Below are 16,234 nucleotides of genomic sequence, written 5' to 3' on the forward strand. Positions count from 1 at the left end.
AATTTTATAATATAAGTAAACCCTTTCGGGCAAAGTTTGACTCCGACTTATGAACTATTAAAGAGCAAAAAAAAAGCATCGCAGACGAAAAATTGTCCCCATATTGAAATGCCAATCGTTATATAAGTGAATATTAAAAATATATAAAATGAAAGAATTTGTATTGATTTTCAGGTTAAAGGATATAGCCGACTTTAAACCTTCGCCGGAGCAAATGCAGGAACGGATGAATTGGTTGGGGAGTATAGCCGCACAAAACAAGTTGGTAGACAAGGGCAATACACTGCTTCCAGCCCCCGGAAGTGCAAAAACCGTTAAAGCAAATAATGTGGTAACCGACGGACCCTATACAGAAATTAAAGAATTTATTAGTGGTTATATTATCGTGAAAGCCGAAAATATTGATGCCGCGGTGGAAATGGCCAAAGCCAATCCTATTTTCGACCAAGTTGGTGGGAATATTGAAGTCCGTGAAGTCCTAAAACGGGATTAAGATTGAAAAAAACGCAACAATACAATCAACTTTTACCGCATTTGTTCCGAATGGAATATGCAAAAATGACGGCTGTTTTATGCCGTCATTTTGGTTTAAAGCATATTGAAGTTGCCGAAGACATTGCCAGCGATACTTTTTTAAAGGCATCCGAGCATTGGGCAATTAACGGGATACCCAAAAATCCTACGGCATGGCTCTATACCATTGCAAAGAACAAAGCCAGGGATTACTTTAAACACCGGGCTGTTTTTGAAACAAAAATTAAAGACAACCTCAAGCCGGGCGACCCCGAACCTTTTAACAAATTTGAGTTTGACGATCAGATAATTTCCGATAGCCAACTGGCCATGATATTTGCCGTTTGTAACCCGGACAATTCCAAAGAAAGTCAAATATGCTTGGCACTTCAAATTCTTTGCGGTTTTAGCCTAGAAGAAATTGGCAATGCTTTTTTAACTAAAAATGAAACCATAAAAAAGCGGTTGCTAAGGGCACGAAAAAACCTCCGAAATAACGATTTTCAAATCCAGACATTAAGCAAAACTGCTATTAAATCTAGGTTGGACACGGTTTTAAAAACGCTGTATTTACTTTTTAACGAAGGGTATTTTTCTAAAACAAATAATAAACCCATAAGAAAAGAGCTTTGTTCGGAAGCTATCAGGTTAACTTTGTTATTAACCGATAATGCATTGACCAATACCCCCGAAACAAACGCCCTGTTGTCTTTAATGTGTTTTCAAAGCTCCCGGCTGGAAGCTAGGATCAATGATAAAGGGGAATTTGTTTTGTTTGAAGAACAGAATAGGGAATTATGGGACAAATCGCTTATTGAAAGGGGAAATTATTATTTGATAAATGCAACAAACAGTAACGATACTTCCAAATATCATTTAGAAGCAGGTATTGCCTATTGGCATACCGCACCAGCAGTTGAAGATAAGTGGAAACATATTTTAAACCTCTACAACCAACTCGTTCTTATTGATTATTCGCCCATAATGGCACTAAATAGGACTTTTGCCTTTGCCAAAATATACGGACATGAAAAGGCTATTACAGAAGCCAAAAGCTTATCGTTGATCCATAGTAATTATTACCATGAACTGTTGGGTTTTTTATATGCGGAAAAAAATGTGGACAAAGCAATTTTTCATTATAATCGAGCCATAGACCTTACAAAATCTAAGGTGGAAAAACAGACATTGACGAAAGAAATAAAGCGATTGAAAAAGAGCAAAGGGCAGTAAACAAAACCAAAAAAAAGTTAATGATAGTTTACCTGCTCAATAAGTTCCAACCGTTTAACAATAGATTTTTTTTGCAGTATAGTACCGGGTGACAAAACAGCATTGGTCCCTATCCTACTTCCATCGCCCACCAAAGCCCCGAATTTCTTCGTATGTGTTTTAATAATGTTATCCCCAATTAAAACCCATATTTCTTTGTTTTCCCGTTCGTTGTAATGATTGGCGGCTATGGAGCCTGCTTCAAAATTTACATCATGACCAATAATGCTATTGCCGATATAATTAAAATGGGCAACAGCCGAATTGTTTAATATAAAACTGCTTTTTATTTCGCAACCGGCCCCTATTTTAACATTGTTACCAATAAAAACACCCTCTCTTAAATAGGCATTGGCACCAACAAAGCTATTTGAACCAATAATGCATGGAGGTTTTATAACCGCACCTGCTTCAACAATAGCAGTATTATGCACGGCATTTCCCTCTTTAATAACATAATCGTTCTCAAGGGACAATTGTTTTTCTTTTAATATGTTTACAATGTTGTTGGTAAACTCCCATGGATATTGGTGTGGGTTCGACAAAAAAGGGAAATCAGCAATAAAAGTGGCCCATAATTGTTTATCCATGCTTAGTCTTTTTTAATAGGGACCATGTACACGGGAATTTCGGTGTGTTCCAGTACAGACGATGCCACGGTACCAATTAATAGCTTCTCGAACGTGCTATGACTGTGCGTTCCCATAACAATTAATGAAGCGCCCCATTCTTTGGCATAATTAAGAATTTCATCGGCGGTATCGCCTTCTGAAATATGCGAGGTTACTGTATTATCGTTAAGGTGCTTTTGTGCCGTGTCTAAAAAGTCTTTTGCTACCTTCTTCATTTCATCCTGAAACTTTGGGTCGAATGTAACGTTCATGGCATCATAGCCCATAAATGAAGGATACTGAATTCCGTAATATTGCAAATTACTGATTACATGCAATAAACAAACTTGGGCATTAAGCGTTTTGGCTAATTCATAACCCTTTTCAACCACTTTTTCGGTCGTCGGGTTATAATCTATTGCAATTAATACTTTTTTCATGATCTGTATTGGTTTATCATCAATGTACCATAACGGCATCTATTACCAATAAAGATAGTTAAATTGCGGCAAAATAGTTTTGTATCATCCGTTAAGATTTTCAAAATAAAACATACAATAACCACGGTAGCACCTTCCGATACATCGAAATCATTTTAACATAAATTTGAAAAATAAGTTTAAATTATATTGGCCGCCATATAATTGTTTTATGTTACGGCCAATATAATTCTCCATTTATGAGAAATAAGCGTAGATGGCAATAACCAAAGCACATATTGCCAATCCTACCGGAACCAAAAATTTGTATGGTTCTATATTTACCTTTTGTGTGTATTCTAGTTCAAAATCTGTTTTTCTTGGCGCTATTTTACCAATAATCAACATTATAATGATGTTTGCAACAAATAAAATTGCCATAACGTGTAAATAATGCGGGTAAGCCAATGTGCCTATTTCGGCCAGTTTATCAGGATCGGTAATGCCCGATGCCTTTGCGGCTTCCACGGCGTTGTTGGTCATCATTGGCTTTACAATAAACTGGCTAATAATATACAATAAACTTCCGGAGACAATACCGACCTTGGCGGCCAAGGCAGGCACTCTTTTGGTTAAATACCCCACAACAATAATGGTCAAGATCGGGATACTATAACATCCGTTTACTTCCTGCAAATAACCAAAAAGCCCTTGAGGTGCATTGGCTATAAGCGGAGCAATTAACATGGAAAGGATAGCTAGGACAATTCCAAAATACTTTCCGTTTTTAATAATGGCGAGCTCCGATGCGTCTTTATTTATGTATTCCTTGTAAAAATCTATACTGAAAAGTGTTACCGAACTATTTAGGGCACTATTGAACGAACTTAAAATGGCACCAAATAGAACGGCTGCGAAAAACCCTAACAATGCTTTGGGCAAAACGGCACTTACCAATAAAGGATACGCGCGGTCTGGCGTTTCCAGCTCTGGGCCGAACATTTGAAAAGCAATTATTCCCGGCAATACCACAATAAGTGGCCCCAGAATTTTTATAAAAGCAGCCAATAAGAGTCCTTTTTGCCCTTCTTTAAGATTTTTGGCTGCCAATGCACGTTGTATAATGGCCTGATTGGTTCCCCAATAAAACAATTGAACCAGCATCATCCCTGTAAAAATGGTACTAAAAGGCACCGAATTTGTTGGTCCCCCCATGGATTTGAATTTTTCGGGAGCCTCGGTCATTAAAGTAGAAATCCCTTCGGTAATAGACCCATCGCCAATCATCAACAATCCAAAAACAGGAATCATCAAACCGCCTATTAACAATCCTATTGCGTTTACGGTATCAGACACGGCAACGGCCTTTAAACCTCCAAAAATTGCATAAATAGAGCCTATAATACCAATTCCCCATACGCATATCCATATGGAAGTTGTATGCGATACCCCTAAAAGTTCGGGAATTTTAAACATATCTGAAATTGCAATGGAACCCGAATACAACACAATGGGCAGTAATATAATTACGTACCCCAATAAAAACAATGCCGAGGCAATGGTTTTTGTGGACTTGTCGTATCTAGTCTCCAAAAACTGGGGAACTGTTGTAAGTCCGCCCTTTAAATAGCGGGGCAATAAAAATATGGCCGTAACCACCATTGCCAGTGCAGCCAATGTTTCCCATGCCATTACCGAAAGTCCTTCGGTATATGCCTGACCATTAAGCCCTACAATTTGTTCGGTAGATAAGTTTGTTAAAAGTAAAGAACCGGCTACTACCCCGGCGGTAAGACTTCTCCCTCCAAGGAAGTAACCATCGGAGGTATTTTCATCTGTTTTTCGTGTTGCAATATAGGCTATTACGGCTACCAAAAGCGTAAATCCTACAAAGGAAAGTATTGCCATGCCAAATGTTTTTAGTTTAAGTTAGATTGCGAATATAAAATATTTCGGGAAACTTATTTGAGATTTTGACAATTAAAAAGCACTGTTTTTGCTCAAAATGGCAACGTTTTGTTGCATTATTGACAATGAGCTCAGTCCATAAAAAAAGGAACTAAAAAATTCAGCTCCTTTTTTAAGTCTTAATCCATTTATAATCAATCCAAAACCTTAAACTCTATTTTAGACGAATTATACACACGGTGTGTTTGCTTTTTAAAGTCTTCTTTTTTCGCCTTAAAGATATTGTCTACATAAGTTTGCGGATTCAAATCGATTAACGGGAACCAAGTGCTTTGTATCTGCACCTGCATTTTGTGTCCCTTTTTAAAGGTATGATATACATCTTGCAAGGTAATATTTACCGGAGTTACTTCGTTTGGAACAAAAGGTTCGGGATTTTCAAAACTGTTTCTAAAACGGCCGCGCATTACTTCGCTGCGCACCATCATGTGGTAATTGCTCATTTTTAAATAGTCTTGTGTTTCTTCAAAATCTTCTGCATCGGGTGGAAATACATCTATAATTTTCACCACCCAATCGGCGGCAGTTCCGGTTGTGGACACTTGCAATTTTGCCAAAATATCGCCCACTACCGTCATGTCTTCCTCCAAAACAGGCGTTTCAAATACCAACACGTCTGGTCTACGCGCTGCAAAACGCTGGTCGTCGGTCATATATTTTCTTGGCGTAAAAACCATTTTAATGTCTTCGCTGTATGGAACCGGCTTTTTGGGGTCGCTTATAAATTCTTCATAAGAATATTGCATGGTCATTATTTCGCCCAACGTTTGGTTCTGACCCATGCTGAACGATTTTGCCGCTGTGTTTTCCGGTGGCCAAACATCATATTTCTTCCATTCATTTAATCCTGTATCATATACATAAGCTTCAGGTAAGCCAGACTCCCCTTTTCCGTTGTCTTTTAAGAAATGATTAAAAAATTTGGTTTCGATGTCATCTTGAAAAAATTCAGAAATATTATCGCCAAAATACACGTTTCCAATAGCCTGGCGCCCTTTTTTTCTTGCCCAGTCCCCATGGCTCCATGGGCCCATTACAATGGTGTTGTAATTATTGCTGGTCTTTTCTATGGTTTTATAAGTTGAAAGCGGTCCGTACAAATCTTCGGCATCAAACCAGCCACCAACAACCATAGTAGCAGGTTTTATATTTTTTAAATGTTGAATAATGCCGCGCGATTTCCAGAACTCATCATAATTAGGATGGTCTTTTAACTGTTGCCAAAAAATATTGTCTTCTTTGTAATACTTGTCCAAGTTGGTCAACGGTCCCGCATCTAGAAAAAACTGATACTGGTCTTGTGTGTTCAGCTCGGGAAAAGCGTACCAAGATTCTTTGGTGGGTTTGTCTTTCATATACCCAAAAACGGCCGTTGCACGCCAATAACTCAGTAGATAAGCCCCGTTATGGTGGAAATCGTCAAAAAAGAAATCGCCAATGCACGCCTGTGGGGAAACTGCTTTTAAATTGGGGTGGTCGCTTAAAAGTGCATATGTTGAGTAAAAACCGGGGTACGAAATCCCCCAGACCCCAACATTCCCGTTATTATTATCTACATTTTTTACTAACCAATCTATGGTATCGTATGTATCGGAAGCTTCATCTACTTCCTTCTTTTTTTTGTTTGGGATATAGGCCCGCATATTGTCGTAAACACCTTTGCTGTTCCATCTCCCCCTAACATCTTGATAAACAATTATGTTGCCTTCCTTCATCATGGTTTCATTCGGCCCTATTTTGGAACGGAACTGGTCTTCGCCATATGGCTGGCAACTGTATGGGGTACGCTGCATTAAAATCGGGTATTTTACAGAAGTGTCTTTGGGGCTGTAAATGGTGGTATGCAGCTTTATGCCGTCCCGCATGGTTATTAATACCTCCTGTTTGTTGTAATGGTCTTTTACATTGTACTCCGTTTGTGCTTTTAAGCAACTGAACGAAGCCAATAGAAATACGAGCAGAATTTTCTTCATATGAATTAGGTTATAAATTAGCAGATAGATTATAGAAACTCAAATTTATCATTCTCTACCGTGAAAAGCCAATTATTTGTGTAGAAACTGTTCCTTTTTTATGTATGAATGAATTTTAGTAGTTGACGGCACCTCTCTTTTCTTGGTAAATCTACCATACCCTCACCAGCAATTGGCGTTAAGCTTTTTTAGAGCGCATGGCCTTGGTTTTGGTTACCGATGCATCTTCGATAAAATTGTCATATTCTTTTGTGCCGATTCCATAGATGGCGATTTTTCCGTTATTGTCGGAATGTATTCCCCAACCATATCTTTTTGTTAATGGGGAAGCCCGGAAACAAGGTTGTCCTTTTGAAAAAAACTTAAGGCGCTCTTTTTTCCATTTATCCTTCGGAATTGCATTTCTTGTAGCGTAGACAAAAAACAGAACATCGTCTGAAGTATACTCGTACGGATGATCGTACAATACGTCAAATTGATAATTGGCCACGGATTTTTTCCCTTCTCTTCTCGGGGGGACTTCTGCCATTTCGAGCGGACAATCATCGGCCACTGTTATAAATGTATTTTTGCTATTTGTGGTATGCAACTTCATGTCAACCTTCCTTTAAGGTTTTTTTTATCCTTTTATCTGGAATGACCCAAAATAAAGCAACCAAAGAGTACATAACAATCCCAATAACAGGCTCGATAAAAGAAAAAGCAATCCCCAATGCATATAACAGTAAAGACCCTACTAATTTTTTATCATTTTTATACACATTGCCTACTTTAGAGTTTTTCCCTTCCAACTTTATGGCATTGTGCACAAGTAACTTAAAGCCCAATGCGGCCATAAACAGTACAATACCATATAAAACCGTTGGGTTGGTCTCAAAATGATTCTCTCCCATCCATCCAGTTACAAAAGGAAAAAGCGATAACCAGAACAGCAAATTGAGGTTAGACCACAAAACCCTACCATTTACCTTGGTAACCGCATGCATTAAATGATGGTGGTTGTTCCAATAAATACCGACATATACAAAACTCATTATATAAGTAAGAAAAACAGGCAATACTGAAAACAATGCACTAAAAGTTGCGCCTTCGGGTACTTTCATCTCCAAAACCATAATGGTAATAATAATGGCCAGCACGCCATCGCTAAATGCTTCTAGTCGGTTGGTATTCATATAAATAATTTATAAAATAATAAGACTTCAACCCAAAGATAGCATTTTCGGCTTAGTTTTGCACCATGGTTTACTTAACCCAAAGCACCCATTTATCGGCAAAATATGTATTGTTTACATTATTTCGCTGCAAACTTTTAATGGTTATATAACGGTCTGCCTTATATAAATACACATAATAATAGTTGTTCTCCGGATTGATAAAGAATTTCGGTTCGAAGCCCTTACTTCTTAAATCGTCTACAAAATCATTAAAATAATGTTCTTGGGAGAACACATTCACAACAAGGTAAAACCCTTTTTCAATGCCCGGTGCACTTGCAATGGTTTTATAGCTTGTATCGGTACCAAAGACTTCGGTAGTTACTGCCGTACTGTCTATATTTTTACTGTCTAAAGTGCTGGCAATGGAATCGCTTTGCCGCAGAAACTCCTGATATTGGGCTTCAATCTGCTCGGCCTCGGTAAGTGTTTGCTTTTCGGCATCATCAGTCTTCATTGTTGCTGTTTTTTCACCAGTATTATTCAATGTTTCATTAAACTGGGCCTGTGCATCCTTGGCATAATCTTCATCGTCTACTTTATAATCTTTGACTGTTTCTGTTGTTTCAGGCGGAATGTTTTTATTTTCTTCATTACCGTTTTTTTGATTGCCTGTATTATTGGCCACGGCCACCGCAGAAGTTGTTACTGCTGCTTTTTCTGCCGCATTATTTTTAGGCACCTGCACACTTTTGTTTTCTTCATTTGCACCGTACAATGCATAGTTGTTTGAGGCATCTTCAACCTTTACTCCGTCCTGTTGGGCATTGGCATCGGTTTGTTTGCCGGCAACTTCTTCTTTTGTTGTATTGTTGTTGGCAATTTCCTTTGTTTCTCCATCTTCTCCATCGGTTTTACCTTTACTTTCACCCCCATAAACAGCATATTTATCGGTAGCATCTTTGGTTTCCACTTGAGTTTCGGCAACAATTGCGGTTTCCGGTAGTTTATCATTCACCATATTATTGGCGTCCTCGGCACGTTTTCGTTTTATTTCTTCTGAAGAAATATAGTCTTCTTCATTTACATTTTTAGATGTTACGGCTTTTCCTCCTTCCGGGGCCGGATTTTTACGCATTTTTCTCGGTCCCAGTTCTATGGTGGCTATGGCTTCGTAAGTACTTCCGAAGGCATTATTGGTTTGGCTTGTACCCGTTTCGTAATTAATGCCAATGCTTATACCGTCTCCTATTTTAACGCCAATACCCCCCATAATCCCAAAAGTACTGTTATAACCGGCCTGGAACCAGCCTGTGTACGGAAGGTCTATCAAGGAATTAAAACCATATTGAAAATCGTCGTTAGGCAAGGTCTTTCCATAAACCAATGTACGCCATTTGGCATCTTCCAGAAGACCTACACTTTGATCGAACGATTTTGTATATGCCAATTGGCCCGAAAATATTTTATCGGAAAAATCGGTTAAAGTATTAGAATCGTTAAAATTATAATCGAAAAGGTTTTCGGCATAAACGCCAATATCAAAATTGCTTACGGAAAGATTTACACCCGGCATTACCAATAAAAGAAAATCATCTTGATTATCCAGGATAGCCGGATCGGGCTCTGGCGTATTGATCGCGTTTTTGTTAAGTCCCCTTCTAAAAAGGGTCGAGTTCATACCCACAGTCAATTGTACGTTATCCGTAAACTGTACGCCATAAGCATAATTCAGGATAAGTCCCGAATCTGTAAGCAGTCCTAAATTTTGTTGGTACAAACCTAGGCCAGCACCAGAATGCTCCCCGACCTTTCCGGAATAACTAATAAGGTATGTTTGCGGGGAATTTTCAACTCCGGTCCACTGTATCCTACTCCAAAAACTTACAGCTTTAGTGTCGTTACGCACATAACTATAGGTCGGGTTTACCAAAAACTTATCGTATTTGGTTAAGTTATGCTGTCTCCAATCGACGATAGTGCTCTTGTTTTCAACCTGGGAAAATAGCACATATGATGCCAATAGCATACCAATAGTAAGCAGGTAATTTTTAGTCATAAAAAACTAAACTATTTGGGGTTAAATAATAGTTTCAGTTTACTAAGGTAATGGAACCTTTTTTAATATTCTTCCCTTTTTTGTTAATAAAGTAGTAGAAAACAGGGGTTTCCGTGCTCATATTGGTAGAAGAATCTGGCCAATTATTTGTGTAATTATTTGTTTTTAAGATAGTTGACCCATACGAATCGCATATAATTACCTCTGTATCGGGGTCGTTGATAAATTTTTGCGGAAGCGTCCATTTATCATTAATGGAATCGTTGTTCGGACTTACAACATTCGAGATTTGAACCACATTGTTGGAAGTTACTTCGATATTTTTTTCAATCTTGCAACTACCCACTTGGGCTATGAGCGTATACGTGCCTTCTTCCTGAATATTAAAGGTAGTATTTGTACTAAGTATGTTCCCTTCGCTGTCCAACCATTCGTAACTCTCTCCGCCCGTTGCATTGGCCTGGATAATCCTATCGGGAGAAATGGTAATCTGTTCTCCGGGGTATATGGTTATTAAATCTTCCGTGTTCTTTTTTAAATCTACTTTTTCGGTAGAAATGGCACAGCCACCATAACTTACTTCAGCATAATAAGTCCCTTCATTTTCGGTAGAGAAACTATTTTGCAATCCAGAAGCCACCAGCGTCCCGTTTTTAAACCATTTGTACGTAGCTCCTTCCAACGGAGTGGCCAATAGCCTTCCTTGATTGCTTATGCAAGACATTGGTTTGTCTATGGTCAAAGCTATGTCGGGCAATCCAAGAACCATTTCTTTGCTGTTGGACATAAAAGTTTCGCCCTTGTAGGTTATCTGCAATTGGTATTTACCATTTTTCTTATAGTCCAACGCAATTGATGCACCGGTTTGCTGTGTAGTTTCATCATCTTTAAGCCATACCATATTAAAATTGTGCAAGAAATCGTTATCAATGGTTATTTCGTCTCCGTTTGATAATGTTCCCCTCAAACTCGTAAGTTTTAAAGATGCTTTGGTAGTCTGGCATGCTTTATAAGAAGCATCGGTTCCTATTTGGGCAGTAAAAGACAGGGGCTCGTATACTTTAAAGGTTTCCGATTTTACATCGTCATCGCAATCGTTCCCAGAAGAAACCTCGGCATAATATTCCCCTTGTTGGGACACGGTAAGACTGGAAGAATTAATGCCATCTTTCATTAATTGTCCGTCTTTATACCAATTTATAGATGCAATATTGTTGTTGGTGCCAATGGACAGCGTTGCTTTGTTGTTCCCGATAATAACAGCGTTTAATGGCGATATTATTTCTACAATGGTATTTTTATTTTGGAGCAAGCTCACCTCGCTAGAAGAAGAAGTACATCCGCCATCATTGGTCACCTCCAAACGATATACCCCAAAACCTTCACCGTCTTTGTTTATCTCCAATGTAGGGGCATATTCGGGCAGGTTTCCTATTTTTTCATTGTTTTTGTACCAAGCATAGATATAGTTTTCGTTATCTACGGAAGCCTCAAGGGTAACCGGCGAGTTGGCACACGTTTGTATGTTTTCGCCTCCTAAAATAGACACCTCAAAATTTTCGCCCTTGGTAACAATCACCAAGTTGGAATAAAGCGTTCCGGTACAGTTGCCATAATAAGGCTCTGCATAATATTCGCCGGGCTCGGTAACATTTAATTTATTTTCGGTAGTAACTTTTAAAATCTCACCATTTTTATACCACACATATTCATCGGCTACGTCTTTGTCTAGATTAATGGTAGCCCCCGAAGTACTGCACAGGCTTACGTCCTGGAAGTTGTTAAGCACAAGTTCTTCGTTGGGCACAAAAAAAGCATCAAAGGCTGCGGTGGCCTCCCCTATCATGGCCGGCGAAGATGCCCTGAGGCGCATTTTGTAATTCTCGCCATAAACGGTTTCTGGCAACGAAAACGATTCGGTAAATTCAAACGAATAGTTTTGACCTTCCACGGTTTTTAAAACCTTGGCATTGTTGAAACTTCCATTTTTATCAGATAATTCAATGAAAAAAACATTGTCTGCATTAAAAGGTTTTTCATTAAAAGCAAAGGTAGCTTCAAAGTCATTAAAACCATCGTTAACACAAGCATATTCAAACTGAAGTTGAGGAGCAGAAATTTTTTGGCCATAACTGTTATAAGCTAACAGTAAACAAAAAACAGCGTAAGTAGTAATTTTTTTCATAGTGCTCGATTTTAAAATATTGGGCGATTCTTAAAACCTATTCTATGCAAAATTCAAAATGTAAAAAACTCTATTTTGGTTCATTTTGCATATATCAAATATATTAAATAAAAAATAATACTCGTTTAAAAACCCATTTTTTCGATGAAATGCACATTTATTTTTTAGTTTCATAAAATGAGATGAATTATAAAAACATAAAAGAAACCTTATAAACTCCTTATTTTGAATGAATTAAACAGTATTTTTAATGCGAAAAATAAAACTTGGCAAAATTATGCCTTATGTGAAGCTAAAAACATGATATTTATCATAATTTGATGGTTTAACATATCTTTATCCAAAATTTAGATGGATGAAATACATATTATTATTGCTGTGCGTGTTAAACTTTGGTTGCAAAAATGCCAATGAAGATAAACTTGCAGAAACTACAACATTATATTTTATAAGACACGCTGAAAAAAACAGGGAGAATCCCGATGAAGAAAACCCGGCACTGACCAAGAAAGGGTTGGAGAGGGCAGAAAAATGGAGCGAGATACTAAAAAACGTTCCTTTTGATGCGGTTTATTCAACCAATTACACAAGAACAAAGCAAACGGCAACACCAACAGCAAGCAAGAACGGCCTGTCAATTACCACTTACCCGCCCGAAAATCTGGATATTGAAAAAATTTATACGCAAGGCTTGCACCATGTGCTGGTTGTGGGCCATAGCAATACGGTACCAAAACTTGTAAACAAGCTGATCGGGAAAGAAACTTATACGGACATTGAAGATACCAATAACGGAAACCTTTATATAGTTACCCTTGAAGGCAAAACGGTAGTTTCGGTTAATCTACTGACCATTAATTAACGTTTGGAGCGTTTTCTACTTTTACATCCTTTAATGCTATCTTAGACAATAATTCCAGTCCACCCGCCTGAAAAAGGCTATCGAGCTGGAAGAGGCTTGCTTTTGCTGATTTTGGCTTGAAATTGTTGTAATCTACAAAATCGATCCCGTTTACGTTTCTACGGTTATACGCTTCCCTGAACCGCATTCCGCCTTCGTTTACGTGATATGAGTATGCTAAATAATCTACCTTGAAATTCTCTTTGTTGATCCAATACACAAATTTATCCTCATAATCTTTTCCGCCGCCCTCTTGGTCGAACCATACCTTGATTTTATAATAAGCAACCCCTTTTATTTCTACCGAAGGCAATAACTCCTTATTTACAGCCTTGCCGTTAAGCCCGTAAGGAAGGTATGCAAAATAATGCACCGAATTTACACTGTTTTCATATTTACTGGCGGTCGTGTCTGCTAACTGTATTTTATCCCCATTTACCAGCCTTGTAAAACCGTTATTGGTTAGAATATCTGTTATGGTCAGGGAATCCTTAGTAATTCTTTCCAATTCAAACCTACCGTTGCTCCTAAAGGATTTATATGTTTTGCCCCTAAACACAAAAGAAATTTTCTTATTGTCCAATTTGTTCATTCCCGAAGCTTCAATAGACCTATTTATAATTGCCGAGGCATCTTCTTTTCTACTACAGGAAACATTGGCAATGCACAAAACTATAATCGCGGTTAACAGTGCTACTTTTTTCATTTTAAATAAAGGGTATTTAGATTGGACATATTATAGGACTCAGGCTATAAAACAAACCTACAAAATATTCTGTTGGCGCGATCCAGAAAAATTAATAACATTCAAGCGGGCTTTTCTGATCGGGTTAAGAAGACATATGCCCCATTGTTGACTTTGACAAACAAAAAAAGGCATTAAAAAAATGCCTTTAGGAACTATTATCACTTAAAATCAATCAATTAAAACAGTTTTTTGCTCGGGTGATTTTAAATGACAACACGAATGTAAAACCATTAATGGCCTAATAAACCGATTCTTTTTTGAAATGTTTTACCAATAAATAATACACAACAGCCCTGTATTTATTTCTGTTGGATTTTCCATATTTTTCCAAGACGGCATCAATTGCCTTATCAAGACCATCGGATTCTGAAAGGCCCAGTTTCTTGATCAAAAAATTATTTTTAACCGTTTCAACTTCTTTTGGGTCGGTTCCCGAAACCGTGGAAGCATCATCATTATAAACAGCAGGACCCAAGCCCACGACTACTTTGGTAAGCAAATCTTTATCTGCGGTTACACCACATTTTTCTTTTAGGTCCGCGGCATATTTAGCAACTAATTCGTCTCTTTTACTCATGATTTAATTTTTTTATATAATTAATGATGCTTAAAAATATTAATTTTTGCTCAAAAAAGTAAAATAATTGAGTAAAATTTCATCATTCATTTTCCTTGGGGTAAAAATTTCCAACAAACATGGCTTAGACGATTTTTTATATAAGTGCTTTATACTGGATTCCAAATCGGTTTCGCAGTCAACAGACTTATATTCAAATCCATATGTACTGCAAAGTCCTTTTGCATTTAGATTGTGCGTGGTTTCAAAATAATTATCAAAATTTTCTGAATTTTTATCGCCTGGCAGAATCCTAAAAATGCCCCCACCCCCATTATTTATAACAATTATTCTAAAGTCTGGCCTTATATAATTGTTCCAAAGTGCATTAGAATCGTAAAAAAAGCTTAAGTCCCCGGTAATCAATATGGTTGGGTTGTTTGTTGCTGAAGCTGCCCCGACCGCCGTGCTCGAACTTCCGTCAATTCCGCTGGTGCCACGGTTACAGAATACCTGCAACTTCTCGTGAAGCTGAAATAATTGCGCATAACGAATGGTAGAACTGTTGCTTAATTGAAGTTGGTAATTTTCTGGAATGGTTTTTAACACGCGTTCGTATACCTTAAAATCAGAAAATGGTATCTGTGTAATATATTCTTTGTGGGCATTGCTCCTTTTTGCCTTTATTTTTAACCATTTGGTCTGAAAGTCGCTTTTAACAGGTGTTACTTCCTTTAAAAAATCCTGAAAAAATAAATTTGGGGTGGTCTTAAAATGCCTTTCCAAACAGTAATATGTATTGTATGCCTTTTTTGCATCGATATGCCAATGGTGCTTTGGCCGATACTTTCTAAGAAAGGCCTTTATTTTTTTTGAAACTACCATCCCGCCAAAAGTAAGCAGCACTTCCGGTTGCAATTCCCTGAAGAACTCATGGGCATTTTCCAGTTTTTCAATTGGAGCTATAATTTTGTCTATGTTGGGGAAAAAATTGGAGTGGTGTAAATTGGACGTAGTTTCGGTAAATACCAATACCGATGGATCTTGGGCCAATTGCTCCAAAAATACTTTCTCGACACAATCTGGCGCATTTACACCAACCAAAATCATTTTCCTTTGTGCTTTGTTCCATATGTCTACGTAAGGATTTAAAACTTCAGCAGAAAGTTTTTCCCTTTTTATTTTGGGCATATTATTTTCTGGAAACACAAACTGCGTCCCGGTTTTATGGTACAAAGGCTCTTCAAAAGGAATATTTAAATGGACAGGCCCACTTTCTTCAAAAGCAATATTCAACGCCTTGTTGATTTCTTCTTCGTTTTCTTTTTGTATTGCCTGCTGAAGTTTAACAGGGCCAATCTGTGCCTCCATTAAAGGTTTGTTCTTCCCATCGCCAGAAATTGCCATATCTTCTTCACGTAAATCCTGTTTTAAATTTGCTGAATACAAAATATGCCTTTCGTATACATTGTCTTGACGGATGGTTTGCCCGTCGCCAATATCTATTTTGTAAGAAGGCCTGTCGGCCGATAATACCACCAACGGAATATCGCTATAAAACGCTTCGGAAATTGCCGGATAATAATTCAACAATGCAGAGCCCGATGTGCACAACACCGCAGTCGGTTTTTTTAGTTGCTGGGCGATTCCCAGTGCAAAAAAAGCGGCGCTTCTTTCATCTACAATACTGTATGTTTTAAAATATGGGTCCTCTGTAAAACTTATGGTAAGCGGGGCGTTTCTACTGCCCGGAGAAATAATGATATGTTCAATTCCTTTGGCTTTGCACAAGGCCGAAACGGTCTGTGCTAAAGGTATGCTAGAATACTTCATTAAAATAAACTAAGGTGATTTTATATACACAAAAATACT

Annotated in this window: 14 protein-coding genes; 3 read left to right on the forward strand and 11 right to left on the reverse strand. The window is 37.9% G+C overall.

The features are described from left to right. The first annotated feature begins 148 nt into the window (after window positions 1–148). Both UXI14_RS14735 and UXI14_RS14740 read left to right on the forward strand, forming a co-directional pair. Window positions 149–493 carry a YciI family protein gene (locus UXI14_RS14735; RefSeq protein WP_277899191.1) on the forward strand — a complete coding sequence of 115 codons (345 nt, stop codon included), beginning with the start codon at window positions 149–151 and terminating at the stop codon, window positions 491–493. 50 nt (window positions 494–543) lie between these two features. Then, window positions 544–1,746, forward strand: coding sequence for a DUF6596 domain-containing protein (locus UXI14_RS14740; protein ID WP_335966816.1), 1,203 nt, complete (start codon window positions 544–546; stop codon window positions 1,744–1,746). 17 nt (window positions 1,747–1,763) lie between these two features. Here UXI14_RS14740 and UXI14_RS14745 read toward each other — a convergent pair whose 3' ends face one another. From UXI14_RS14745 to UXI14_RS14780, 8 genes are all read right to left on the reverse strand, one after another. Next, window positions 1,764–2,375, reverse strand: coding sequence for a DapH/DapD/GlmU-related protein (locus UXI14_RS14745; protein ID WP_335966792.1), 612 nt, complete (start codon window positions 2,373–2,375; stop codon window positions 1,764–1,766). A gap of 2 nt (window positions 2,376–2,377) precedes the next feature. Continuing rightward, window positions 2,378–2,836 (reverse strand): universal stress protein, encoded by a 459-nt coding sequence (locus UXI14_RS14750; protein ID WP_277899189.1) that lies wholly within the window; start codon window positions 2,834–2,836, stop codon window positions 2,378–2,380. A gap of 237 nt (window positions 2,837–3,073) precedes the next feature. Next, entirely contained in the window at window positions 3,074–4,723 is a 1,650-nt protein-coding gene (locus tag UXI14_RS14755) for a solute:sodium symporter family transporter (RefSeq protein WP_277899188.1), read from the reverse strand. 194 nt (window positions 4,724–4,917) lie between these two features. Then, window positions 4,918–6,756 (reverse strand): CocE/NonD family hydrolase, encoded by a 1,839-nt coding sequence (locus tag UXI14_RS14760; RefSeq protein WP_335966793.1) that lies wholly within the window; start codon window positions 6,754–6,756, stop codon window positions 4,918–4,920. Between the two features lie 178 nt (window positions 6,757–6,934). Continuing rightward, entirely contained in the window at window positions 6,935–7,351 is a 417-nt protein-coding gene (locus UXI14_RS14765) for a DUF6157 family protein (protein WP_335966795.1), read from the reverse strand. Window position 7,352: 1 nt separating this feature from the next. Continuing rightward, window positions 7,353–7,931 (reverse strand): TMEM175 family protein, encoded by a 579-nt coding sequence (locus tag UXI14_RS14770; RefSeq protein WP_335966796.1) that lies wholly within the window; start codon window positions 7,929–7,931, stop codon window positions 7,353–7,355. Window positions 7,932–8,001: 70 nt separating this feature from the next. Further along, window positions 8,002–9,972: a PorP/SprF family type IX secretion system membrane protein gene (locus UXI14_RS14775; protein WP_335966797.1), complete on the reverse strand. Its 1,971-nt coding sequence runs from the start codon at window positions 9,970–9,972 to the stop codon at window positions 8,002–8,004. Window positions 9,973–10,006: 34 nt separating this feature from the next. Beyond that, a complete protein-coding gene (locus UXI14_RS14780) occupies window positions 10,007–12,157 on the reverse strand; it encodes a gliding motility-associated C-terminal domain-containing protein (RefSeq protein ID WP_335966798.1) in 2,151 nt (716 codons plus the stop codon). Between the two features lie 355 nt (window positions 12,158–12,512). Here UXI14_RS14780 and UXI14_RS14785 point away from each other — a divergent pair, with 355 nt between their 5' ends. Next, window positions 12,513–13,019 carry a phosphoglycerate mutase family protein gene (locus tag UXI14_RS14785; RefSeq protein WP_335966799.1) on the forward strand — a complete coding sequence of 169 codons (507 nt, stop codon included), beginning with the start codon at window positions 12,513–12,515 and terminating at the stop codon, window positions 13,017–13,019. Here UXI14_RS14785 and UXI14_RS14790 read toward each other — a convergent pair. The 3 genes from UXI14_RS14790 to UXI14_RS14800 form a co-directional block, all read right to left on the reverse strand. Further along, entirely contained in the window at window positions 13,012–13,764 is a 753-nt protein-coding gene (locus UXI14_RS14790) for a DUF6503 family protein (RefSeq protein ID WP_277899181.1), read from the reverse strand. The genes UXI14_RS14785 and UXI14_RS14790 overlap by 8 nt on opposite strands. A 280-nt stretch (window positions 13,765–14,044) precedes the next feature. Beyond that, window positions 14,045–14,383, reverse strand: a complete 339-nt coding sequence (locus UXI14_RS14795; RefSeq protein WP_277899180.1) for a DUF2853 family protein — start codon at window positions 14,381–14,383, stop codon at window positions 14,045–14,047. A gap of 39 nt (window positions 14,384–14,422) precedes the next feature. Further along, a complete protein-coding gene (locus UXI14_RS14800; protein ID WP_277899179.1) occupies window positions 14,423–16,195 on the reverse strand; it encodes a 2-succinyl-5-enolpyruvyl-6-hydroxy-3-cyclohexene-1-carboxylate synthase in 1,773 nt (590 codons plus the stop codon). Between the last annotated feature and the right edge of the window lie 39 nt (window positions 16,196–16,234).

This window comes from Galbibacter sp. PAP.153 (assembly GCF_037029175.1).
In the GTDB taxonomy this organism is placed as follows: domain Bacteria; phylum Bacteroidota; class Bacteroidia; order Flavobacteriales; family Flavobacteriaceae; genus Galbibacter; species Galbibacter pacificus.